Genomic DNA, 25,104 nt, shown 5'->3' with positions numbered 1-25,104 from the left:
TGTTTTTATCTTCTGACGTTTTACTCATTATGTCCGCGTCGATAGAGTTCAACACTCACCATATTTAACTCAGCCAGACTGTAAAATGAAACAACGTCCTGATTTTGTGAGGACCGCCAGCATTCAGCTTTGGTCTGGCACTGCTTTTGTTTTTCATATCCTCTGGAGAGCAGATAGTCACGGATTCTGCTGGTATCGGTTGTACCCTTAAACTGAAGACCATAAACAAAAGCCTGTGGACCACTGATATTGCTGTAGCTGAATTCATAATTGTCAGACAGGCGAGGCATCTCTTTCAGTAAATCGGGCGTGTAATAGTTGTACTGGCGCTTATCCTGCTGGGAATAATGAGCGCTACTGGCAAAAGCCATCCTTACATAGGGCCATCCCATCGCCACCACAACCATCCCCATGACAAAGACGCTCATCAGAACGGCGCTGCCTCTTCTCATAATCCCATCCTGCTTTCAACTGAGCCTAAAATCATGAATGTTTTATCGTGCCGGGGCAAAATGACGTTTCCAGACAAAAAATCGTGATAGGGAATCACCGTGCGCATGAAGGCGGGAAGCACTCCGCTCCGGGGAGATGAATGAGGGAATTTTTCCGGGTCAGGGAACAGCAAAGGCCTGAAGGTCTCGTTTTTCCAGCGACCGATGTTACCGTAGTAATCCCAGCGTTTCAGCGCTTCATTTTTACTCACCGGACGTAGCATTTCAAAGGGGTTTTGGATCGACACGACACGATAAAAACCCAGCAGGTCTGAGACCAGGTCTTCGCCACTAAAACCGCTGTCAGTGCCAAGGTGATAGGGAAACGCGCTCTGAAAATCCTCAAATTTTCGAGCTATGCTCATCATCATCGCCAGCGCGATACTTTTTTGCTCCCAGCCAGGCCGGCCATGTCGGATCTGCCAGGTCGTCATCTTTCCTGATCGAAACTCGCCCCGGATTCCGCTCATGCCCTGCGAATATCTGACCTCATAATAGTGCTTTCCTGAGGACTCACCCTGCGTGATTAACCTCAACAGTTCCCGAATATCTGTACCCTGCGCGTGGCCTAAATCTACCCAGCCCAGCACTTCGGTATAAACCAGCCCTCTGTTTGCATAAGGTGCCTGAGCGCCTTCAATAATGTCTGACCGATTACTCATCCTGAGTCTCTCCATACGTTATCTATTTATGGCGGTCTGATGTTCTCTGACACGGGATCGCCGGACCACTGTGAAGGAGAGGGAGCGTTCGCTGTGAACACAGAGCTCCAGCAATAGTGGCTTAACAGGTAAAACGAAGCGACCTTACAGATAAACGCTTCCTGTGACAGGCTAAACGACGTTGCAATAGCGTGTCCGTGTGGCAGATCGCTGAAAACAGAAATGAGGGTTCCTGCCGTAAGAGAGCGTCCGGTTCAGGCTTTTCCCTGAACGGCGCGGGCAGAGCAATGGATATGTTTGAATGAGCCAGTGGGGGCAGCGTTACCCGCAAAAAAAACGGCACCCTCAGGTGCCGTTTTTAGTATTACAGTGCCAGCCTAGCGGAACAACACTTCTGCCCAGCGGGCCAGACCGGCCGTGACCGAGGCGAAATCATCGCCACCGGCAATCGGCGTGTCGGGCAGCGTTTGCTGCAGCGCCGCGCGCAGCAGAGGCGAACGCGCACTGCCGCCGGTCAGGTAAATGACATCAGGCTTAATCTGGCTGGTGGCTAAGGCGAGCTGCACCTGCTCCAGAATTTTCTCCAGCGGCTGACTGATCGCCTCCTGCAGCTGACCCACGCTCACGTCTGTCTGCAGCGCGGCGGCCACGAAGTCGAGTGAGGCGGTATGCACCGGGGCGTCTGACAGCGCAATCTTGCTCTCTTCCGCCGCGCGCACCAGGCGGTAACTCAGCTTCTGCTGCCACACTTTCAGCAGACGCGCCACGATGTCACCCTGTTCCGCGTCACGCACTAAATCCCGCAGCCATTTCCCGCAGGCGGCGCTGTAAAAGTCGCTCTGCGCCGGCACATCGTTGATGGCAATCGCGTTCCACCACGGCAGCGCGGGCAGGGCGGTGCCCTTCTGAGTGTTGCCACCCAGACCCAGCAGCGGCATCAGCGTCTTAAAGGCCAGCATGATATCGAGATCGTTACCCCCGACGCGACAGCCACTGTGGCCCAGCAGGCTTTCACGACGATCGGCTCTGTTGCGCCATTGCGGGCCCATCAGCAACATCGAGCAGTCGGTGGTGCCGCCGCCGATATCCACCACCAGCACCCGCGTCTCCTGCTGCAGGGTCGCTTCGAAATCGAGTCCGGCGGCGACGGGTTCAAACTGAAACTCAACGTCACGGAATCCGGCGCGGTGGGCGGCACGCAGCAGGATACCCTCTGCCTGCTGGTTCGACTCATCGCTGCCCAGCCCCTGGAAGTTGACAGGGCGACCGATCACCGCCTGATCGAGGGTCTGCCCGAGCTGGCTTTCACCCTGCTGGCGGATGTGCAGCATCATGGCGCAGACCAGATCTTCAAACAGGGCGATCTGCTGTGGCTTCAGGCCACTGGCACCCAGAAAGGATTTGGGGGATTTAACGAACCAGACATCTTCGGGATCGACCATGTAGTGCTGCAGGGCGGTCAGACCAAATTGCACGCTGCCGGGCTGAACCTCAATATCCTCTTCGCGGTTGTAACGCAGCGCGCGCTGCAGCAGCGCGGTGGTTTCACTGTCAGGGGTTGCCACCTGATGATGGCGATAGAGCCATTCGCTGACCGACTCGCGGGTCGGTGCACAGATCATTGACGGCAGCAGACGCTGACCATTTTCCAGCGTTAACAGACGCGGCGAGCCATTTTCGCTCACTGCAATGGAGCAGTTAGCCGTGCCGTAATCGAATCCTATGAACATTTTCGCCCCCATGCCGGAAAAAAGGGGGCGACTTTAGCGCAGCTTCAGCAGGGTGGCAAGCGGCCAGCGCGGGAATCAGCGGATAGCAAAGAGGCGATCTTCCGCCAGGGAACGGAGCGGCTGACGCTCGGTTACCGCGCTGCCCCAGACGCCATCGACGTCAAGATCAGCCAGCGTGCTAAGCACCGCCGGAACGGAAACCGGACCCGCCAGCACCGAAATATGGCGCTGCGTTGCCTGGCCCTGAATGATGGTCAGCAGCATCTCATCCATCAGGCTGGTGTGGGCGTTAGCGACCAATTCCGGTGCCAGCACCAGGTAATCGACCACTTCGTCACTCAGCAGATTAAAGGCGTCCAGATTGCGGCCAAAATGGTGTAGCGCGATGCGACAGCCACACTCACGCAGCTGCAGCAGCGCGGTATAGAACCGATCGCTTTTACTCAGTACGCTGGCGGCCGGAAAAGCAAAACCACAGCGGCTGCTGGCGAGACCTGCGGCGACAAAGCGCTGACAGAGTTGCTGCACAAAAGCGGCGTCACCGAGCAGCTCTTCACTCAGCGGCAGGATGACCGGGATCCCTTTTTTATTCAGCGTCCCGACGTCCTGGCGGAAAAAGGCCTCGATGATATTGCTATCGAGCCGGCGACGCAGCGTTTCATCCGGCAGGTTATGACGCAGCAGGGTTTCATCCACCAGTATCCCCTCCGCAGTCAATAGCTGGACCTCCAGCAGCCAGATAAAGGCTGACTGAGGCGTTTTGGGTGGGGCGACAGCCCAGGCGGGCAGCTCAATTTGCAGCGCATCAATCATCGCAGCATCTACTCCCTGAGGGTTGCCCGGCAGCGGCAGGCGGTGCTGTTCAAAGACGACCAGCCGTCCGCGCCCGCTGCGTTTGGCGTTGTAGCAGGCGATGTCTGCCTGCGACAGCACATCACCGCTGACGCAGTTGTCGGCGGAAATCTGTGTGACGCCCGCGCTCGCCCCCACCTGATAGCGGCGTTCCTGCCACTGGAAACGATAGTCGTTTACGGCGGCCACAATCCGCTGCACCACGTCACGCGCCTGGTCGACCTGACAGTCGGCCATCAGCAGGGCAAACTCATCGCCGCCCAGTCGGGCCAGGAAATCACTGCTGCGCAGATGGTGCTGCATCAGCTCTGAAAGTTCCCGCAGTAACGCATCGCCCGCAGCATGGCCGGCGCTGTCATTGACCGCTTTAAACTTATCCAGGTCGATGAACACCAGCACGTGCTGATGATGATGTTCAGCCGCGTCAAACAGCAGTCGCTTAAGCTGCAGCTCAAAACTGGCCCGGTTAGGCAGACGTGTCAGGGTGTCATGCAGCGCGCTGTAGCTCAGGCGCTTCATCAGTTTTCGCGACTCGCTCACATCCTGAATAACCATCACCGCGCCCTGTTCAAGACCCGCCTCGGAGCGCAGTGGCGTAATGCTGTAGTGAATATCGATATGGCCGCCATCCGGGGTGTGCAGCACCAGATCTTCATCCAGGTCGGGGGTGATTTTTTCCGGCGGTAACTGGCACAGTAGCAGATTCTCCACCTCAGGGCCGGTCTGTCCCTGGGTGATGTGCAGCAGCTCGCTCAGCGGCTTGCCGGCGGCCTGCTCCTGAGACCAGCCGCTCATCTTCTCTGCCACCGGATTCATAAAGGCTACGCGCATCGCTTCATCGGTACTGATCACCGCCTCGCCGATCGAGTCCAGGGTGATCGCCATGCGCTCTTTCTCCTGAAACAGCGCTTCATTAAGATCGCGCAGCGGCGTAATGTCCTGACAGATGCCGAGCATACGCTCGATACGGCCCTCTTTACTCAGCTGCCGGTTCGCCTGCGTGCGGATCCAGCGCTGACCCTGCGCGTCCACGATGCGATACTCCATATGGAACGCACTGCGCAGCTCTATCGCCTGCTGCACCGTCAATGCGGCATATTCGCGATCGGCGGTATGCAGCAGATGGAGCCAGAGGTCATAACTGGGCGACTCGTGCGGAGCCAGACCAAACAGGGCGTACATGCGCTTGTCCCACAGCATCTCGCCGGTCAGCAGGTTCCACTCCCAGACGCCGATGCCGCCCGCCTCATTCGCCAGCGTGATGCGCTCCATCAGGCGCCGGTTTACCTGCTCGCTCTTTTTCAGCTCGGAGATGTCGATGATCTGCGCAATAAAATAGAGCGGTGCCGTGTCGCCGTCACGCACCAGCGACACCGTCAGCCGCGCCCAGACGATCTCGCCATCCTTGCGGAAATAGCGTTTTTCAAAGGTGTAGGTATCAATCTCACCTTCCAGCAGCTGGTTTACATGCTGCAGGTCGAGGGCCAGATCGTCGGGATGGGTAATCTGCTGAAACGTCAGCCGCTTCAGCTCCTCCGCCGGGTAGCCCAGGATCTGGCAAAGCGAACGGTTCACCTGCAGCCAGTTACCCTCCGGCGCGACCAGCGCCATACCGATCGCGGAGTACTCCATCGCATGACGGAAACGGGTTTCACTGTCGGTGATATGCAGCTTTTCGCGCCGGAACGCATCCATCACCAGCGACATAATATGGCTGGGGATCAGGACCAGCAGGAAGGGTAACCAGCTGGAAACCGGGCCCAGCGCGGTGTTGTTATTCACCACGCTGACCAGGTTACAGGCCAGCAATAATGCGATAAAGCTGGCATTGAGGAAGAACAGCACAAACGCCTGCAGCTTGGGCAGGCGAACGGCGCACCAGAAGAGGATCACCACGATAAAGGTAAAGGGCCACGGCATAAAACGCAGTGCCAGGTAGCTGGCGCCTAAAGTGATAAGCAGCGTCAGCACGCACTCCGCCGGACGCAGATCGCTGAAGTGCGCGCGACGCAGCGGCCATGGCATCAGCAGTAACATCGGGCCTAACACCAGCATGCCGATGATTTCAGAGATCACCCAGGTATAGAAGAAGGGAAACGACGCATGCCCGCTGACCCTGAGCATCCACAGCGCCATCAGCCCGCCGAGCAGCGGGGTCACAATGCCCACCGACAGCACCAGCCGTGCCCAGTCGTGCAGCGAATTCAGCGGCGCACGCCGATCGAGCAGGGCGCGCAGCAGCATCCCGCCCACGCCTGCCTGCACCAGGTTGAGCAGGGCGAATTTAATGTTAGAGAGGGCAGGGCCGATGACGATGGCATTAGCGGCTGCGGTGCCAAGCACGCAGGCCGTCAGCAGCAGCGGCAGCTGACGTAACGGGCAGCGAAACACCACAATGGTCATGAAGGTGGTCGGGAACCAGAGCGGTGAAATTTTCACGCTCACCACGATCAGTTCAAGACAGAACAGCGTCAGGACAAATACCGCACAGCCCAGGAGCAGGGCCGAGAGCCAGCGGCCAGGTGTGCTATTTTGCGGGGCAAAGATCTCAATCGTCATGCAGACTTCCGGCAGGGTGCAGGGCTCCGCAATGGCGAATCAGGCACCGGTCATTCTCTGACTGCATGCTAGCACATTCGGCAAAGAAAAAAGGGAGGAAATCGAGTTTGCCCGTTATTCAGCGAATTGACGGGCAGGGAAATATCGATGGGCAGCCTGTTGATTACTGGCGAAAAAGATCGGCCCGGGTGTAGGGTTTTTCCAGACCCGCCAGGCTGGCGGAGAAGCGCTCCAGAAACTGCTGGGTAGTGGCAACGCGACCGTGACTCATCAGGACAAACGGCACGAGCAGCGCGGCCCCGATTTGCGGCCAGCTGAAGCCCTTTAGCGCGGTGCGTCGCTGGGAGATCAGAAACGCGGTGCTCAGCGTGAAGCCCAGCAGCAGACCGGTCGCCACCTCACTTTTCGAGTGTGCGTGGATAACCAGACGGGAGAAACCGACCATCAGCGGGATCAGATAGCCAACGCCAATCGCCGCCACTCGCAGCAGCGCAGGCCAGCGCCCGGAGATTAGCCACAGCATCACTGGCCACAGGGTGGCAGACATGGCGCTGTGACCGCTGAAGCCGGTAAAGTTGAAGCGGGCGCTGCCGATGCCAAAGCCCAGAAACAGAATTTTAGAGAGGCTGACGGTCAGACCGGCCAGGCCAAATGCCACAATCCAGTAAAACACCGTAAGACGGTTATCACTCTTCCACGGCAGAATCAGCGCAATAATCACCGCTGTCGGAATCAACAGCATGCTGTCGCCAAAATAGGTCAAAGTCTTCCAGTGCATACAACTCCTGATGCATCATTCGGTCGTCACGTTCGCGACACGGGTTATCTGAACGGCCCGCTGCGCAGGCCATTTTTTTCTGAGTAGGGGGTGACACTAGTTTATCGGTGAAATGAGTGGCGTCCAAAGGAGAAAGTCTGAAAAGTCGCAGACGCCATTTCTCTGGCATCAAAAGGCCGAAATCCCTATACTTAGCGCGAACACACCCTCTCCATTTCGGCCCGTCAGCTGCCCGCGTAATGTGTGACCAGTGGCAGGCTCCAGTTATCAGGTCTTAAAAAAGTATGACTGACAAGTCCCATCAGTGCGTGATTGTAGGCATTGCCGGCGCTTCCGCATCCGGTAAAAGTTTAATTGCCAGCACGCTCTATCGTGAAATCCGTGATCAGGTTGGTGGCGAGCATATCGGGGTTATCCCGGAAGATGCGTATTACAAAGATCAAAGTCACCTCACCATGGAAGAGAGGGTTAAAACCAATTATGACCATCCGAGCGCGATGGATCATGATTTACTGCTGCAGCATCTGCAGGCCGTCAAAGCCGGGCAGGATATTGAGCTGCCGGTATATAGCTATGTTGAGCACACCCGCACCCAGGAAACGCAGATCCTCAAGGCGAAGAAGGTGATTATCCTTGAGGGGATCCTGCTGCTGACCGACGCGCGCCTGCGCCAGGAGCTCAACTTCTCCATCTTCGTGGACACGCCGCTCGACATCTGTCTGATGCGCCGTATGAAACGTGACGTCAATGAGCGTGGCCGCTCCATGGATTCGGTAATGAGCCAGTATCAGAAGACCGTGCGTCCGATGTTCCTGCAGTTTATCGAACCGTCTAAGCAGTACGCGGATATCATCGTGCCACGCGGCGGGAAGAACCGTATCGCCATCGATATCCTCAAGGCGAAAATCAACCAGTTTTTTGAATAGTTCACGTCCCTGAGGACGTGAGGCAGACCGGCGGCAGGCACGCCTGCCGGTTTGCTACACTCATGTCATGGAGTTACCGCAATGAGATTATGCGATCGCGATATCGAAGCCTGGCTGGACAGCGGCAAGCTGGCGATTGAGCCGCGTCCGCCGGTCGAGCGCATCAACGGCGCCACGGTCGATGTGCGCCTGGGCAATCAGTTCCGTACCTTCAGCGGTCATACCGCAGCCTTTATCGATCTGAGCGGCCCGAAACAGGAAGTGAGCGCGGCACTGGATCGCGTGATGAGCGATGAGATCGTGCTGGCGGATGGCGAAGCCTTTTTCCTGCATCCGGGTGAGCTGGCCCTGGCGGTAACGCTGGAGTCGGTGACGCTGCCGGACGATCTGGTGGGCTGGCTGGATGGTCGCTCTTCGCTGGCCCGGCTCGGACTGATGGTGCATGTCACGGCGCACCGCATCGATCCCGGCTGGCAGGGCCGGATCGTGCTGGAGTTCTACAATTCCGGTAAACTGCCGCTGGCGCTGCGTCCCGGTATGCTTATCGGCGCGCTGAGTTTCGAGCCGCTTTCTGGCCCGGCTGCACGCCCTTATAACCGTCGTGAAGATGCCAAATATCGGGGTCAGCAGGGCGCTGACGCCAGTCGTATCGACAAAGACTGATCTGAGGATTTGATGAAAAGAGTGATAACCACGCTGGCCATCCTGTTAGTGGTGGTCGTAACGGGAATGAGCGCGCTGGTACTGCTGGTCAATCCCAACGACTTCCGTGCCTATATGGTGCAGCAGGTCGAACAACGCAGTGGTTATCAGCTTCAGGTCAGCAGCGATCTGCGCTGGCACGTCTGGCCGCAGCTCAGCATTCTCTCCGGCCGGATGAGTCTGACCGCGCCGGGTGCCAGCCAGCCGCTGGTCTCGGCCGACAATATGCGGCTGGATGTGGATCTCTGGCCGCTGTTATCCCATCAGCTGAGCGTCAGCCAGGTGATGCTGAAAAATGCGGTGGTACGCGTCACGCCAGACAGCGCTGCCCGGCTGAGCAAAAATGCCCCCCAGGGACCCCGTGATGCCGATCCGGTTGCCCCCTCCGGCGGCTGGTCGTTTGACATCGCGAAACTGCGGGTGGCAGACAGCCTGCTGATCTGGCAGCAGCCAGGCGGCGACGAATACAATTTCCGCGACCTCAACATGAACATGGAGCAGGACGCGAACAAACAGGCGACGCTGGCGCTGAGCACCACGCTGATGCGCAACCAGCGTAACGCCACCGTCACCCTCAAAGGTCAGCTGGATGCCGCCCAGTATCCTCATCGTCTCACCGGCCAGCTCCAGCAGTTTGATTACACCCTTTCCGGTGCCGATATCCCGCCTCAGGGCATTAAAGGTTCGCTGACCCTGCAGGGCGAATGGAATGGCGACCGCCAGCAGTTTGCCTTCAGCAACCTGCAACTCACGGCAAATGACACCACGCTGACCGGTCAGGGTGAGGGCCATATTGCGCCGCCGCAGCGGCTGGCGCTGGATCTGAAAGCGACCACGCTGAACCTCGATAATCTGCTGAACGGTGCCCCCGTTGCCGAGACGCCCGGCGTGCAGCGTGCGACCGTCGCACGGTCGCCGGTGATTGCTGCGCCGCGTGAAACCCGCAATGCCGATTCCCCGCTGAACGAGATGGATCTGGCCCTGAAATTACAGGCGGACAGTGCGGTCTGGCGCGGACTGTCGCTCACCGGCCTCACCGTCGATGCCAGCAACCAGCAGGGGCTGATGACCCTGCACACCCTGCGCGGCAAACTGGGCAATGGCAGCTTCTCGATCCCCGGCAGCATTGATATCCGTCAGCCGGAGACGCAGGTGGCCCTGAAGCCCCAGCTCCGGCTGATTGCCATTCAGCCGCTGCTGAAGGCATTTGCGCTGCCGGAGAGTCTGCAGGGCAATCTGAGTCTTGATGGCGAACTGGCCGGCGACACGCTGAATGTCGAGGCGGCCAAACGTCGCTGGCAGGGCAGGGCGACGATCAGCGCCAGTAACCTGAAGCTGGCTCAGATTAACCTTCAGCAGATGGTGCAGCGCGCCGTGGCGCGGGTGAGCGACAAAGTCAGCAATACAGAGAAGTCCGATGAAGGCATTGAGTCGATCAGTGCGCAGGTCGCCCTGAATAAAGGTGTGCTCAGCTTCAGCGACATCGAAGGCAATGGTCAGGATCTCGGCTTACAGGGCGCGGGCAGGGTGGATCTGGCGCAGCGTCAGCTGGACGTCACGCTGGGTCTGAAAATCAGCGGCTGGCAGGGCGACGACGCGCTGGTGAAGACGCTCTCTGCTCAGCCGATTCCGCTGCGTATGTATGGCGACTGGGACAGTCTGCAATATTCACTGCCGGTGGATGCCGTGCTGCGTGACCGGTTGCAGAGTGAAGCGAAATCCCGGCTCAATCAGTGGATCGATCGCCAGAAAGATGACGAGAACAAACAGAACCTGAAGAAAATCCTGCGCCCGTAACGTAACGGGCGCAGGATCTTACACCTCCTCAACAACAGGGGGCTGGAAGAGGATCTCCACCTTCTGAACCCGGTGGTTTTCAACCTGCAGGGTTTTCAGCAGATAGTCGCCCAGCTGCAGCGCATCGCCGGCCTGCGGGATGTGCTGCAGCTTGTCCATCAGTAATCCTGCCAGCGTATGATAGTCGCGCTGTTCATCCAGCGGCAGCTTCACATAGAGCGCCAGATCTTCCAGCGGCATATGGCCGTTAGCCACCCAGTGACCTTCAGCCAGAATCTGAATATCGTAACGGGCGTCGATTTCACCGGCTTCGTTCGGCAGATTGCCGGCGATGGTTTCCATCACATCACTCAGGGTGACGACGCCCTCCACCGAACCAAACTCATCCACCACAAAGGCGAAGTGCGTGTGCGCCTGGCGAAACTGCTCCAGCGCCTGCAGCAGCGTCAGGCGTTCAGGAAATACCAGCGGCTGGCGGATCAGGGCGCGCAGGTCGAGCGACACGTTGTGCAGTGACTGATGTAGCAGATCGATGACGTGAACCACACCGAGCGGTTCGCTGGAGTGGTCGGTAATCAGGATTCGCGTGTGCTGGTTGCGGTCGAGGCGTGACATGATCTCTGCCGGGTCGTCACTGAGATCGATATGTTCGACGTCATGGCGCGAGGTCATGATGCTGTTGACGTGGCGCTGACCCAGACCCAGCACCCGGGCAATCATCACCCGTTCCTGCCGGTTAAACAGCATGCTGTCATCGCTGTCTGCAATCAGTGACGAGGTCTTTGCGTCCAGCTCCGCCGGTTCCGCCGCGCCACGCAGCAGTCGCAGCACCGCCTCCGCCGTTCGCTGACGCAGCGGGCGGCCCGCCGAGAGGACCCGCCTGCGGTTGAAGTGAGCCAGCTGGTTCAGCGCCTCAATAATTACCGAGAAGCCAATGGCGGCGTAGAGATACCCTTTCGGGATCACAAAGCCAAAGCCCTCCGCCACCAGACTGAAGCCAATCATCAGTAAAAAGCTTAAGCAGAGGATGACAATCGTCGGATGGCTGTTCACAAAGCGGGTTAAGGGCTTACTGGCCAGCAGCATCAGCAGAATGGCAATGGTGACCGCAATCATCATGACCGGCAGGTCGTTGACCATCCCGACGGCCGTAATCACGGCATCCAGTGAAAAGATGGCGTCCAGCACCACAATCTGCGCCACCACCGGCCAGAATTTAGCGCCGCCTTTTTGTTGACCGCTCTCTTCATCATGGCCTTCCAGCCGCGCATTCAACTCTGTTGTGGCCTTAAATAGCAGGAAAATCCCGCCTGACAGCAGCAGCAAATCGCGCGCACTGAAGGGATGGCCCGCCAGCGTAACCCAGGGTTCCTTCAGCGTAACCAGCCAGGAGAGCGAAGCCAGCAGCAGCAACCGGCACAGCAGCGCCAGCAGCAGCCCGATCACGCGTGCCCGGTCACGAAGGGGCCCGGGAAGCTTTTCAACCAGAATAGCGATGAAGATCAGATTGTCGATACCTAAAACCAGTTCCAGAACGATTAGCGTTACTAATCCTGCCCAGAGCGAGGGATCCGCCATTGCGTCCAGCATCTCGTGTTCACCTGAATATTTTAAATTGCGTTTTCTCTGATGATAGTGGAGTGCGAAGCCCGGTACAAATGGCAGGGCAGGGGCGTTACAGCCGGATAGCCCGGATTTATCGTGCAAAAGATGAGCATAACGGTGTGACGGTTTGATTAACTCTGCAGAGGGGAGGGGAGATAATTCTTACTCATTCTGCACCGTGAAAACGATATTCACCTGCGGGGCTTATGCGATTTATCGCAGCGGGAGTATGGCATTAATCCGAATTATTACGAAAGGATTGCACTGCCTGTCTGGCTTCAATACTAATCGCTGGTAGTCTTTTTCCTAAAATAGTCCAGGGATAGCGGGACCTGCTTGTAAACAAGCCAGTAATAACTAGTATAGCAACAAGTTAGCAAACTCTTCCCCAGAGTCGTAATTTGCGTACCAATTCGACATTAATCGCAATGTCCGGATTGCGTAATTTGAGCGCGAACGTCTGTATGATGCGTTCCGGTAACGCTGACGCATTATGGGGAGCAATATGAATGATGACAGCGATATTGGCAGCGACAGCCAAGGGCGGTAGCGTGCCTGAATCGTGTTTTTCGTTGATAAAATGAGCAGCGCTGGCGGTGATTAAAGTCAGAGTAATCTGTTGGTATTCATCACAATATTATTGGATTTATGGTTAAGATCATGGGCGTAAACGCCGCAGGAGCTCCCCTTAGAAACGGCTCAGTCTGAAGAGGCTTCATCGTTCAGCGATTAAACAGGCGATAGCCGTTGCGGGTTAAAGGAAATAAAATAAAGAGTTAAATATGCGCGATACACAATTTACGTTTAAAAGTCTTATTACCAAATTAACGCTGGCCTGTTCAGATTTAATTTGTTTCAACGCAGCTTTATTTATAGCGATGATGCTAATTAATGTTCAGTCAGATTCGCCGCTGGCAGATATTTCTGAAAAAGAAATGAATCTACAAATTGCCACGCACATTTGTCTGTCAATTATTTGCATCGGCTGGTTCTGGGTAAGACTTCGTCACTACACTTACCGCAAACCTTTCTGGTTCGAATTAAAAGAAGTTTTTCGTACCATTCTTATATTTTCTGTTATTGACCTGTCGATTACCGCGCTGTCGCAGTGGCAGATGTCGCGTTTTGTCTGGCTGCTGACCTGGGTACTGGCGCTGATTTTCATTCCGACCTGTCGCGCCCTGGCAAAACGTCTGCTTAATAAAAATGGCTTGTGGAAAAAACAGACCATTATTATTGGCAGCAGTAAAAATGCCCACGAAGCCTGGCAGGCGCTGCAAAGCGAAGAGGTAATGGGCTTTGACGTAGTGGCCTTCTATGACGTTGATGGAACCTGCCCGCAGGAGATCATGAATGGCGTGCCGGTGCTGCGCGACGAGCAGGAACTCTGGCATCTGGCCAGCAGTGAAACCCAGTTCATCGTGGCGGTGGAGTTTGAGCAGAGTCAGTACCGCGATATGTGGCTGAAGTCGCTGGCGATGCACAACTGCCGTTCCGTCTCCGTTATCCCTACCCTGCGCGGTGTGCCGCTCTACGGGACCGACATGGCCTACATCTTCAGCCATGAAGTGATGATTCTGCGTGTTCAGAACAACCTGGCGAAACGCACGTCGCGCTTCCTGAAGCGGACATTCGATATTGTCGGTGCGCTGTCGATTATTCTGATGCTGATGCCTGCGCTGCTGGTGCTCGGCTTCCTGGTTGGCCGTGATGGTGGACCGCCGATTTATGGTCACGAACGTGTAGGAATGAATGGCCGTAAATTTAAATGCCTGAAGTTCCGCTCGATGGTGATTAATTCCAAAGAAGTGCTGGAAGAGGTCCTTCGTACTGACCCGATTGCACGTGCGGAATGGGATAAAGATTTCAAACTTAAAAATGATCCACGTATTACTAAAGTGGGCCACTTCATTCGTAAAACCAGTCTGGATGAGTTACCTCAGCTCTGGAATGTGGTGCGCGGTGATATGAGCCTGGTCGGTCCTCGTCCGGTCATTGAAGATGAACTCTGCCGTTATGCTGGTGATGTTGATTATTACCTGATGGCTAAGCCAGGCATGACGGGATTGTGGCAGGTCAGCGGTCGTAATGATGTTGACTATGAAACCCGCGTCTATTTCGACTCGTGGTACGTAAAAAACTGGTCACTGTGGAATGACATCGCCATTCTGTTCAAAACAGTGGGTGTCGTCCTGAAACGTGACGGTGCGTATTAAGTGTGAGTCGAAAGGAGTGCGTTAACGCGCACTCAGAGGTGTTGTGCCGTTGTCAGGCGTGTCGTTGTTGGCGCCATCGTCAGGGATATCGTCGTGCATTATTAGTCTACTATGATGCACGGCACGCAGATTCGCCCTGACAGATGGCGACAACGTATAACAAGTGGAGCAAGGATAATGAACGACAGGTTCAGAGCTTAAGTCAGGCAGGATTTACTTTTTTTGTTGGACGCTTACACAGCGGCGGTTTCGCCTCTATCAATAAATAACTGATAGCGAAGATCTAAATGATTACAATCAAAATGAAATTGATACCCTTGCTGGTATCCGCCACATTCCTCAGCGGGTGTACGATCGAACCAGGTCAGCGCCTTTCTACGTCGGGAAAAGATGTCATTGAGCAGCAGGATAGCAACTTTGACATCGACAAATACGTCAACGTCTTTCCGTTAACCCCTTCACTGGTTGAGAAGATGCGTCCTAAGCCACTGGTGGCCCAGGCGAACCCGACTCTCCAGAACGAAATTCAGAACTACGAATACCGTATCGGTGTGGGCGATGTCCTGACCATCACGGTCTGGGATCACCCGGAGCTGACCACCCCAGCCGGTCAGTATCGTAGCGCCAGCGACACCGGCAACTGGGTACACTCAGACGGCACCATCTTCTATCCTTACATCGGTCGTGTGCGTGTCGCGGGCCGTACCGTCGGCGACGTTCGTAACGAAGTCGCCCGTCGCCTGGCACAGTACATCGAAAGTCCTCAGGTTGATGTCAGCATCGCCTCGTTCAAATCACAGAAAGCCTACGTGACCGGTTCTGTCACCACCTCAGGCCAGCAGCCGATTACCAACGTGCCGCTGACGATTCTGGATGCGATTAACGCCGCGGGCGGCCTGGCTGCCGATGCAGACTGGCGTAACGTCGTGCTGACGCACAATGGTCGTGAGCAGCGTGTCTCTCTGCAGGCGCTGATGCAGAATGGTGACCTGAGCCAGAACCATCTCCTCTATCCGGGCGATATCCTCTACGTTCCACGTAATGACGATCTGAAAATCTTCGTCATGGGCGAAGTGAAGCAGCAGGCGACCCTGAAAATGGACCGCAGCGGCATGACGCTGGCGGAAGCGCTGGGTAATGCGGCCGGGATGGACCAGACCACCTCTGACGCCACCGGTGTCTTCGTTATCCGTCCACTGCACGGTACCGATCGCAGCAAGATTGCCAACATCTATCAGTTGAACACCAAAGATGCGGCATCCATGGTGATGGGCACCGATTTCCAGCTTCAGCCTTACGACATCGTTTATGTCACCTCTACACCGCTGACGCGCTGGAACCGTGTGATCTCGCAATTACTGCCAACCATTGCGGGTATCAACGATGTGAGCGAGAGCGCGCTGCGTATCCGCAACTGGTCGAACTAAGGTCTGACCATGATTACGTCCGTGTTAGTCGTTTGCGTCGGCAATATCTGCCGCTCTCCCACCGGAGAGCGCCTGTTTAAACGCGCGCTGCCCGATTTGGATGTTCGTTCTGCTGGCCTGGGGGCGCTGGTAGGCCACCCGGCCGACCAGACAGCCTCTGACGTCGCCGCTGCGCAGGGTCTGTCGCTGGACGGTCACCAGGCGCAGCAGCTGACGGCCGAGATGTGCCGTCAGGCCGATCTGATTCTGGTGATGGAAAAGCGACAGATTGAACAGGTGAATCGCATCGACCCCGCTGCGCGTGGCAAAACTATGCTGCTTGGGCACTGGCTCAATCAGAAAGAAATTGCGGATCCGTATCGAAAAAGCCGTGAGGCCTTTGAAGAGATTTACGGGTTACTGGAAAACGCTACCCAGAAGTGGGTCAACGTATTAAGCCGATAGTTGGGATTATCCATGAATATAAAAAATAAGGTCAGAACCGCGCCGGGAGAGGAGTCGAATGGATGGGATCTGGCGCATCTTGTGGGACAGCTAATTGATCATCGCTGGATCATTGTTGCCGTTACCGCTTTTTTCATGCTGGCGGGAACACTCTACACACTGTTTGCGACACCGATTTACAGCGCAGATGCGCTGGTTCAGGTTGAGCAGAAGAACGCCAGCACCGTTCTGAACGAAATTGACAGCATTCTGCCACCGACCCCGGCGTCTGATACGGAAATCGAGATCCTCGAATCCCGTATGGTCATCGGCAAAACGGTTGACGATCTGGGTCTGGATACCGTGGTTGAGCAGAACTACTTCCCGGTTATCGGTAAGGGTCTGTCGCGCCTGATGGGGAATAAACCTGCCAGCATCGCGATTTCCCGCCTGGAAATCCCACGCACCATCGACAAGCGTAACGTGGAACTGGAAGTGACCGGCCCGCAGAGTTACACCGTCTCTAAAGATGGTGATGAGCTGTTTAAAGGTAAAGTCGGTCAGCTGGAGTCGCACGGCGACGTCACCATGCTGGTCAGCGAGATCCACGCTGACGAAGGCACCAGCTTCACCGTCACCAAGCTGAACGACCTGCAGGCGATCCGTTCTGTTCTCTCCAACCTGACCGTAGCTGACAAAGGTAAAGATACCGGCGTGCTGGGTCTGGAGTACCTGGGTGAAGATCCGGAGCAGATCAGCAAAGTCCTGAATCAGATCGTGAACAACTATCTGCTGCAGAACGTTGAGCGCAAGTCTGAGCAGGCCGAGAAAAGTCTGGAGTTCCTGCGCACTCAGCTGCCTGCCGTTCGCAGCAAGCTGGATGATGCGGAAAACAAACTGAACGCCTTCCGTCGTCAGAACGAATCGGTTGACCTGTCACTGGAAGCGAAATCTGCCCTGGACTCCTCTGTCAGCGTGCAGAGCCAGCTGAACGAACTGACCTTCCGTGAAGCGGAAGTCTCCCAGCTGTTCACCAAAGATCACCCGACCTACCGTGCGCTGCTGGAAAAACGTAAAACGCTGGAGAATGAGCAGGCTCAGCTGAACAAGAAAATCTCTGGCATGCCTCAGACTCAGCAGGAAATCCTGCGTCTGACCCGTGACGTTCAGTCTGGTCAGGAGATCTACATGCAGCTGCTGAACCGTCAGCAGGAGCTGGGCATCAGTAAAGCGAGCACCGTGGGTGATGTCCGCATCATCGACAGCGCGCAGACAGCAAACGCGCCGGTTGCACCGAAGAAGATGCTGATCATCGCCGCAAGCCTGATTCTGGGTCTGTTCGTGTCGGTCGGTCTGGTTCTGCTGAAAGCGCTGCTGCATCACGGCATCGAGAACCCGGATCAGCTGGAAGAGCTGGGCATGAATGTCTATGCCAGCGTGCCTCTGTCAGACTGGCAGCGTAAGAAGGATACCGAAGCCCTGGCGCGTCGCGGCAGCAAGGTGAAAACCGACCCGCACGAAACGCTGCTGGCGCTGGGTAACCCGACCGACCTCTCTATCGAAGCGATTCGTAGTCTGCGTACCAGCCTGCACTTCGCCATGATGGAAGCGAAAAACAACATCCTGATGATCACCGGCGCCAGCCCGGGTATTGGTAAAACCTTTATCTGTGCCAACCTGGCGACCCTGGTCGCGAAAGCGGGTCAGCGTGTCCTGTTCATCGATGGCGACATGCGTCGTGGCTACACCCACGAACTGCTGGGCGCGGATAACAAATCAGGCCTGTCCAACGTCCTGTCCGGTAAAACGGAGTTCAGCCCGGCGCTGATTCAGCAGGGGGTATACGGTTTCGACTTCCTGCCTCGTGGTCAGGTGCCGCCGAACCCGTCTGAGCTGCTGATGCATCGTCGCATGGGTGAGCTGCTGGACTGGGCGAGCAAGAACTACGACCTGGTATTAATCGATACGCCACCTATCCTGGCCGTTACCGATGCGTCAATTATCGGTAAGCTGGCAGGCACCTCGCTGATGGTGGCGCGTTTCGAAGCCAACACCACGAAAGAAGTGGACGTCAGCTTCAAACGCTTTGCCCAGAACGGTATTGAGATTAAAGGTGTGATCCTCAACGCCGTGGTGCGTAAAGCGGCCAACGCGTATGGCTATGGGTACGACTACTACGCCTACGACTACGGCAAGACCAACAAAAGCTGATCATTGAGTAAGCAACAGGGGGCGGTCTGACCGCCCCTTTTTATCGTCCCTTTGAATGACGACACGCATCAATTGACACAGGTTATTCTGTCCGGACCCGGAAAAGCGATAAAACGATAAATCGCATGGCGAGCGTCACTCAACAGACTTCATCTCCAGCAGGGCATCGCCCGCACGTCATTTGTGATCGTGCTCTCTGGCTCGCGGAAAAGCCGGCCGGGAAGGCGAAGCAGGATGATTGCTGGCATGAGAACTTGTGGAATTAAGGAATCACACCATGGCTCCCTATTGGTATGTATCAGGCTTTTTACTGCTGCTTGCGCTGTTTGAAATCGCGCTAAAAAAAGACGAACGCACAAATCATATTCTGACCTGGCTGCTCTGTGTGGCCGCCATACTGTTGATTGTTTTCGGGGGGATTCGCGGTCTCGGCACCGGCATGGATGATTTCCAGTACCGGAGTTTCTTTGAAGACTTTGTCAGACGTATCGAGATTAACGGCTTCTTTAAAACCGTCGCATTTTTCCGTTATGAACCGCTGATTTTTGCGATCGCCTGGCTGACCAGCCTGTTTTCGCACAATGCCAGCATCTTTCTGTTTGTCTTCTGCGCCATTGCCGTTTTCATTAACACTTACTTTTTCCGGAAGATGTCACCCTATCCGGTGCTGGCGCTGATGCTCTATTCGGCGCACATCTTTATCAACAAAGACATCAACCAGATTCGCTTTGGCCTGAGCTCGGCGCTGTTCCTTGGCGTCCTGTGGTCGATCTATCTCAAGCGCTACTGGTGGGCGTTTGCCTTCTTCGTGCTGTCATTCACCAGTCACAACACCGGGATCATGGTCGTGACGCTGGTGCCGTTCCTGTTTATTCGTGACTGGCGCTGGTGGCCGGTGATCATCATCGTGGCCAGCCTGCCGCTCTCCGTCGTGGGCGGTTCCAGCTTTATTGCCCTGATTGCCGGACATCTGGGATCGCTGGGTGAGAGGGCGTCGGGCTATAACAATGACCCCTCTTATGCGATGGGTGGCAGTATCCTGGCGGTGTCGAACCTGAAAAACATCATGCTGGTGTTTGTGTTTTTCTATTTCATGCTGACCGATGAACTGAAGCGCGAAAATTACGCCCAGTATCGTCTTAACTATCTGCTGATTTTAAGTTTTGCCATCGGCGGCGCGATCAGGATCTTCCTGTACAACTTCCCATCCGGTTCGCGTCTGTCTAACTATCTGCAGCAGGTTGAACCGATCATCCTGACCTCGCTGATTTATCAGGCCAGACGGTCATGGAAACCCGCGCTGTTTGGCATGCTGGTGTTCTTCCTGCTCTATTACCTCTACTACAACACCATTTCAACCAAGCAGGCGGTGACCGGCTATGAAGTGGCGCGGGAGTTTTGGTTGATTCACTGATTACCGGGTGGCTGGACTCTCCAGAGAGGCAGCCGCCTGTCAGATCCCCGGTTTTTCTTCGACGGTTGTCGACTGAACTGTTTATTTTTGAATTATTTTGATGAGGTGCTGGCCATGAAGGACATTCGTTTCTCTATCGTAATTCCGGCTTATAACGCGTCAGAATCGATTGTCACGACGCTGGATTGCGTTAAAGCTCAAACGTATCGCAATTTTGAGGTCATCATCGTTGATGATAAGTCGGCGGATGCCGCAGCGCTGGCGGACGTTGTTCGCAGCGAACGCTATCAGGAGCTGGATATCAATCTGGTGCTCTCTGAGGTGAAACTTAACGGCGCCGGTGCGCGCAACAAAGGCATTGAGCTGGCCACCGGCGACTATGTCAGCTTCCTGGACGCCGATGATGAGTGGGCCGCTGACAAACTGCAGCAGGTGAGCGAGAAAATCGCGCAGCTGGAGGGGCAGGGCAGACAGAAATTTGTCATCTTCAGTCAGGTCAATATCTATCAGGATGGATCGTTCCTGAAAGTGATGCCGATGCAGCCACCAGGCAAAAACGAAACCGTCGCCGAGTATCTGTTCGGCTGCTACGGCTTTATCCAGACCAGCACCATCGTGCTGAAGCGGGAAGACGCGGCAAAAATTCAGTTCGATACCCGCTATATCCGCCATCAGGATTATGATTTCTGTATTCGTGCCGACCGCATGGGCTATGACTTCGTGATGATTGCCGCGCCGCTGGCGAACTATCATCTGGTCACCAAATTTGGCTCCAAGCACAAAGGCGAATCGGTGAAATATTCGATGTTCTGGCTTGATACCATGAAGCCGCATCTGACCCCGCGTGATATCCACACCTACAAAGCCTTTAAGCTGCCGCTGCGCTACAAGATGGATGGCAAGTCGCTGATGGCGAGCCTGAGCTTTGCCCGCTACTTCTTCCTCACCAACAAAGATAACCGTGCCTATTTCATGAACCGGGTCAAAGACAAGGTCAGAGCACGTTTCGGTGGTGAGAAAGCGATCTCCTGACGCGCGGCGCGTCCCGCTCTGCTCCTGATATCAGGAGCCACTCTCTTTTCATTTAATTCAGGGTTGAAGATGAAGACTTCTGTTGGAACCGTTGGCATTGTGATGCCTATGTATAATGCCCGTCAGACGGTATTACGCGCCGTGCAATCGGTGATCAACCAGCACTATACCGACTGGCACCTCTATCTGGTCAACGATAAATCCACTGACGACTCGCTGGCGTTTGTGCGCGAGCACTGCCAGGACCCGCGCATCACCATTCTGGACAACGCGGTCAACATGGGCGCAGCAGAGACCCGCAACGTCGGGCTGCGTGCGGCCACGGAAGAGATCATCGCCTTCCTCGACAGTGATGATGAATGGCATGCGGATAAGCTGACTCAGCAGGTGGCCGCCATTGAGGCCGGTGATGATTTTGTCATTACCGAGTATCACTACAAAACCCGCAAGGCTGAGCACGACATCACCTACGGCAAACCTTATCTGCAGCAGGAAAATTTCGTGAAAAAGCAGTATCGCGTCTGCTTCTCTTCCGTCTGCTTCCGCCGCCCGCCTCAGGGACTCTTCTTCCAGCGCAAAGGGCACGAAGATTTCCTGTTTCTCTATGAGTTGTTCACCCGCTACAAGCAGGCACGCGTAATTCAGACGATTCTGGTCAACTATTACGAGTTAGGGGATTCCCTTTCACGTAATAAGAATAAAGCGGCCCAGTGGCACCTCGAATTATTAAGAATTATCTATAAAAACAATCCTTTAAAAATCTATTACTATTACGCCTGGTATATGGTGAATGGTGTGCTGTTTACCCTTAAGCATCGTTAAGCCCGTCGGCAGGATTGTCTTTAAAATTTGAGGTGGATAGCGTTTCATGAAAAAAATTGTCCTGGTGATCAAAGATGCTTACTCCTATGCGGGCACCGAGAACATCTGTAACTTTATGTCAGAATGTCTTGGCGAAACGCATGACGTCACCATCTACTCGCTGGAAGGCACCGGAAAAACCTTCTACCCGTTTGAGCATGTCAAAGAGATTGTCAGCTTTGAAGGGCAGAGCAACCCTATCAAAAGCGCGGTTGCCCGAATCCATGAAGAGGGTTTCGACACCGTCTTCCTGATCAGCATGGGCCGCCTGAGCGTGATGTTCGCCTTCTGGAATCTGCTGCTGATGAAGAAGAAGCGTGGCAAAGCCTACGCCTGCGAACATATCGCCATTAACTCCTTCAGCAAACCGATTAAGTTCCTCAAGTTCCTGCTGCTGCGCTACTACGACCGCGTGATTGTTCTGACCGACAAAGATCATCAGGTGTTCAGCCGCTGGCGCATTCCCAGCATGCAAATCCCCAATCCGGTGGTTTACAAAGGCTATCAGCGCCAGACCCGCTCCCGTCAGGCGCTGGCCGTCGGACGTCTGGATAACCAGAAGGGGTTTGACCTGATGCTGGATATCTGGCGCGACTTTGCCAGAAAACACCCGGACTGGACGCTGGTGATTGCCGGTGACGGTGAACTGCGTCAGCAGCTGCACGATCAGGCGGCAGTGCTGGGGATCACGGACAGCGTGAAGTTTGTCGGCAAGGTCAGCAACATCAATGACTACTATCGCGACAGCGACATGGCGCTGATGACCTCCCGCTATGAAGGATTACCGCTGGTGCTGCTCGAAGCAAAATCCTGGTCACTGCCGGTCGTCGCCTACGACTGCCCGACCGGGCCTCAGGAGATCATCAACCACGGCGAAGATGGTTTCCTGGTGCCCATGAATGACAAAGCCACGTTTCTGGCGCGAATGGAGCAGCTGGCGACAGATGATGCGCTGCTCTATGCCATGAGCGAAAAAACGAAACAGACCGCGCTGAAATTCGACGGTAATCAGATCAAAAAAAGCTGGCTGTCATTGGTTTAACCGGAGCTGGAAACGCTCACTTGCGACGTGCCTCAGGGACACCGCCATGGCCAATGGCCTTATTGACTACGGGAATTGATGCATGAAAAGAAGAGAAGTGTTACAGACCGCCGCCTCCGCTCTGGTGGGGGCTCTCTCCGTGAGCACCTTTTCCAGCTACGCTGCTAAAAGTAACGGCATTGCCCTGAAACCGGTTGATGCCACCGCCGTACCGAAAGGAGACGTGCCGATCCTGACGCCGGAAAATGTTTACGCGATGCCACCGCAGTTCTGGCAGAGCTTTGAGGGTAAGCTCTGGATTGGTAAAGCCGGTGTGGATGCCAGCAAGCCTGGCAACCAGATTCCGGTCTTCCTGCGTGACGCCAGCGGTAAGGTCTCCGAGATTGCTCAGCCTATCGCGTTGAACAAGGGCAACTTTGCGCAGTTTATCCAGGATAATGCTGCGCTGATTGCCGATCCTTCGCATTCGATGACGGTAGAAGATAATAACGGGCAGACCCTGTTTAACATCGCGGATGTCAGTCGCCCGGGTGCCGCTGATTTCAGTCAGCGCCTGTCACAGCCAGCGGGTTATCAGCTGATTGGCGAGATCCCGTCCGTGGCGGAGTTACGCAAGACCCGTCCGCTGTTTGAAGGGGCCAAGATTAAACTCAAAAGCTGGCACGAGGGACGGGAAGTGGGCGGCGGCGAGTTCGTCGGCAGCTTCCAGCCCGCGCAGAATGATGGCGGCGTCAACTTTGCCGGTGACGGCTTTCACTGGCGTCGTGTGGTAGACGATTTCAACCGCCTGACGCTGTTTGATTTCGGTGCCATCGCCGATGGGAAAACCGATACGGCACCCGCCATTATGGCGATGTTCCAGTGGTCGCAGCAGGCGAACCAGCAGATCTGCGTTCAGTTCCCGGCCGGGACCTTTATGGTCTCCGCCTGCAACCTGGGCGACAAGTATCTCAACTTCTTCCGCATGTCCGGTGCGATGGTCAACTTTGGTTACTTCCCGGCGACCACCCTCGTTTCCGATGGTAAGTCAGAGTTCGTCTTCCAGATGAATGCCCGCCGGGTCGAGCTTTCCAACCTGATCTTTAACGGCAACAGCGATAAGAGTCCGAACCAGCAGGGCTTTTTCCACAACATCTGCCCGGGCGGACAATATTTCCGGGGTGCCTGCCTGCGCTTTAACGCCGTCGGCGGTACCGCGATCAGCCTGCAGGATACCCTCGATTGTAAAATCGACCAGTGGTACGCCTCCCGCTGCAGCGGCGACGTCATCAAATCGGGCTGGTCAGGACAGAAGCAGGGCAAATGGGACCACAGCACCGCTATCGAGCTGTCGAACTTCAACGCGCAGTACTGCCGTGGGGGCAAAGTCCTCAACCTGCCGCGCTGCGGTCAGTCGATTATCCACAACGGCTGGATTGAGCACTGTGACAACCCGGGCGATCTCTCCAACGGTCAGTGGATCGTTGATGCGCTGAGCCTGGAGGATTGTAAGAACCCGCTGATCGCCCACAACACCCGTCTGAATATGCGCCAGACCAGCCTGCAGTCGGGCAGCTGGATCGATAACTCGATGCAGGGCGATCGTCTGCTCAGCATCTGGGAGATGGGGTCGACCCGCGTTGAATCTTACGGCGTCGCGCTGGATGGCAGCCTGAAGTACAACTACATCACCTCGCGCTGGCGTCTGGAGAACAATACCAACCAGGAGACCTGGTTTGATCTCGGCAGCCTCTACTCACCCACGGTGGGCGACTCTTGGGAGATCGAAATCTTTGGTCAGGCGCAGTTCAGCAACGGCAGCGGCGACAAGCCCCTGATGAACCTGATCAGCGACAAAACCACCGGTGGCCGCGCCGTGATCCACGTGCAGCGCAAGAAAGACCTCTCTGAAGCGAGCTGGTCAGCCGAAGGCAGCAGCCCGGTCCTCGATGTGCGCTATGTCGCTGAACATGACACCGACGTTCGCCTCTTCGTCAAACTGGCGGGCTGGACGCCGTCGGCCGCCGTGCTGGTGAAAACCACCGGCAAGGATCGCTTTGTTACCGGTCGCTGCGCGCGCGTTAACGCGCGGATGGAGCCAGGCAATCCGCCGGCGGGCGATAAGACCAAACGCGCGCCGCAGCGCTTCAGTCTGCACAACGGCAAAGCGGGTGTCGGGGCCAACGAGCAGGGCGACCTGCTGATGGCGTCGCGTCCGCTCTCTGCCGACCAGGTCGATACCAGCAAGCCGGAAGGCTTTGTTTCCGTGGTCATCAACGGGAAACAGGTTGCCCTGCCTTACTTTGCCATTAAGTCATAACCCTTGCATGACGGCCGCCACAACGGAGGCGGCCGGTTTTAACAGGAGCGGTACCTTTGGGTGCGTTATCCCGTAAG

The 25,104-nt window shown here is 55.8% G+C and carries 18 protein-coding genes; 12 read left to right on the top strand and 6 right to left on the bottom strand.

The annotated features are described in order from the left end of the window. Positions 1-20 precede the first annotated feature (20 nt). From AC1V0D_RS08680 to AC1V0D_RS08660, 5 genes are all read right to left on the bottom strand, one after another. A complete protein-coding gene (locus AC1V0D_RS08680; RefSeq protein WP_307743332.1) occupies positions 21-452 on the bottom strand; it encodes a hypothetical protein in 432 nt (143 codons plus the stop codon). Continuing rightward, a complete protein-coding gene (locus AC1V0D_RS08675) occupies positions 449-1,153 on the bottom strand; it encodes a hypothetical protein (protein WP_482907261.1) in 705 nt (234 codons plus the stop codon). Before AC1V0D_RS08675 ends, AC1V0D_RS08680 begins: the two co-directional genes overlap by 4 nt. A gap of 377 nt (positions 1,154-1,530) precedes the next feature. After that, on the bottom strand, positions 1,531-2,883 hold the full coding sequence (gene yegD, locus AC1V0D_RS08670; RefSeq protein ID WP_111208251.1) for a molecular chaperone: 1,353 nt from the start codon (positions 2,881-2,883) through the stop codon (positions 1,531-1,533). A gap of 75 nt (positions 2,884-2,958) precedes the next feature. Then, positions 2,959-6,294 (bottom strand): diguanylate cyclase, encoded by a 3,336-nt coding sequence (locus AC1V0D_RS08665; RefSeq protein ID WP_267371604.1) that lies wholly within the window; start codon positions 6,292-6,294, stop codon positions 2,959-2,961. A 163-nt stretch (positions 6,295-6,457) separates the two neighbouring features. Next, positions 6,458-7,072 (bottom strand): phosphatase PAP2 family protein, encoded by a 615-nt coding sequence (locus AC1V0D_RS08660; RefSeq protein WP_009089238.1) that lies wholly within the window; start codon positions 7,070-7,072, stop codon positions 6,458-6,460. A gap of 284 nt (positions 7,073-7,356) precedes the next feature. On the opposite strand from AC1V0D_RS08660, the gene udk reads away from it, so the two are divergent. The 3 genes from udk to asmA all read left to right on the top strand — a co-directional run bounded on the left by udk (position 7,357) and on the right by asmA (position 10,497). Continuing rightward, positions 7,357-7,998: a uridine kinase gene (udk, locus tag AC1V0D_RS08655; RefSeq protein WP_009089240.1), complete on the top strand. Its 642-nt coding sequence runs from the start codon at positions 7,357-7,359 to the stop codon at positions 7,996-7,998. An 81-nt stretch (positions 7,999-8,079) separates the two neighbouring features. Then, positions 8,080-8,661 (top strand): dCTP deaminase, encoded by a 582-nt coding sequence (gene dcd, locus AC1V0D_RS08650; protein WP_009089244.1) that lies wholly within the window; start codon positions 8,080-8,082, stop codon positions 8,659-8,661. Between the two features lie 12 nt (positions 8,662-8,673). Next, a complete protein-coding gene (asmA, locus tag AC1V0D_RS08645) occupies positions 8,674-10,497 on the top strand; it encodes an outer membrane assembly protein AsmA (protein ID WP_482907260.1) in 1,824 nt (607 codons plus the stop codon). Positions 10,498-10,515: 18 nt separating this feature from the next. On the opposite strand, the gene AC1V0D_RS08640 is transcribed toward asmA, so the two are convergent. After that, the gene (locus AC1V0D_RS08640; protein ID WP_482907259.1) at positions 10,516-12,087 is read right to left on the bottom strand and encodes a TerC family protein; all 1,572 of its coding nucleotides are present in this window, start codon (positions 12,085-12,087) and stop codon (positions 10,516-10,518) included. A 797-nt stretch (positions 12,088-12,884) separates the two neighbouring features. Here AC1V0D_RS08640 and wbaP point away from each other — a divergent pair. The 9 genes from wbaP (at position 12,885) to AC1V0D_RS08595 (ending at position 25,027) form a co-directional block, all read left to right on the top strand. Beyond that, positions 12,885-14,318 (top strand): undecaprenyl-phosphate galactose phosphotransferase WbaP, encoded by a 1,434-nt coding sequence (gene wbaP / locus AC1V0D_RS08635; protein ID WP_009089249.1) that lies wholly within the window; start codon positions 12,885-12,887, stop codon positions 14,316-14,318. A gap of 287 nt (positions 14,319-14,605) precedes the next feature. Beyond that, entirely contained in the window at positions 14,606-15,745 is a 1,140-nt protein-coding gene (locus AC1V0D_RS08630; protein ID WP_009089251.1) for a polysaccharide export protein, read from the top strand. 9 nt (positions 15,746-15,754) lie between these two features. Next, complete coding sequence (locus tag AC1V0D_RS08625) at positions 15,755-16,189, top strand: arsenate reductase/protein-tyrosine-phosphatase family protein (protein ID WP_009089253.1); 435 nt, start codon at positions 15,755-15,757, stop codon at positions 16,187-16,189. Between the two features lie 12 nt (positions 16,190-16,201). Then, a complete protein-coding gene (gene wzc / locus AC1V0D_RS08620) occupies positions 16,202-18,379 on the top strand; it encodes a tyrosine-protein kinase Wzc (protein ID WP_009089255.1) in 2,178 nt (725 codons plus the stop codon). Positions 18,380-18,656: 277 nt separating this feature from the next. Further along, a complete protein-coding gene (locus AC1V0D_RS08615) occupies positions 18,657-19,793 on the top strand; it encodes an EpsG family protein (protein ID WP_009089257.1) in 1,137 nt (378 codons plus the stop codon). A 114-nt stretch (positions 19,794-19,907) separates the two neighbouring features. After that, positions 19,908-20,825, top strand: coding sequence for a glycosyltransferase family 2 protein (locus AC1V0D_RS08610; protein WP_009089259.1), 918 nt, complete (start codon positions 19,908-19,910; stop codon positions 20,823-20,825). A 69-nt stretch (positions 20,826-20,894) separates the two neighbouring features. Continuing rightward, complete coding sequence (locus tag AC1V0D_RS08605) at positions 20,895-21,647, top strand: glycosyltransferase family 2 protein (RefSeq protein ID WP_046102193.1); 753 nt, start codon at positions 20,895-20,897, stop codon at positions 21,645-21,647. A gap of 46 nt (positions 21,648-21,693) precedes the next feature. Further along, entirely contained in the window at positions 21,694-22,728 is a 1,035-nt protein-coding gene (locus tag AC1V0D_RS08600; RefSeq protein WP_482907258.1) for a glycosyltransferase, read from the top strand. Positions 22,729-22,810: 82 nt separating this feature from the next. Continuing rightward, entirely contained in the window at positions 22,811-25,027 is a 2,217-nt protein-coding gene (locus AC1V0D_RS08595) for a phage tailspike protein (RefSeq protein WP_009089264.1), read from the top strand. The last annotated feature ends 77 nt before the right edge of the window (positions 25,028-25,104 follow it).

The organism is Pantoea sp. PA1, assembly GCF_056856975.1.
Note: the sequence above shows the minus strand (reverse complement) of the source record. Positions and strands in the feature narration are given on the sequence as shown.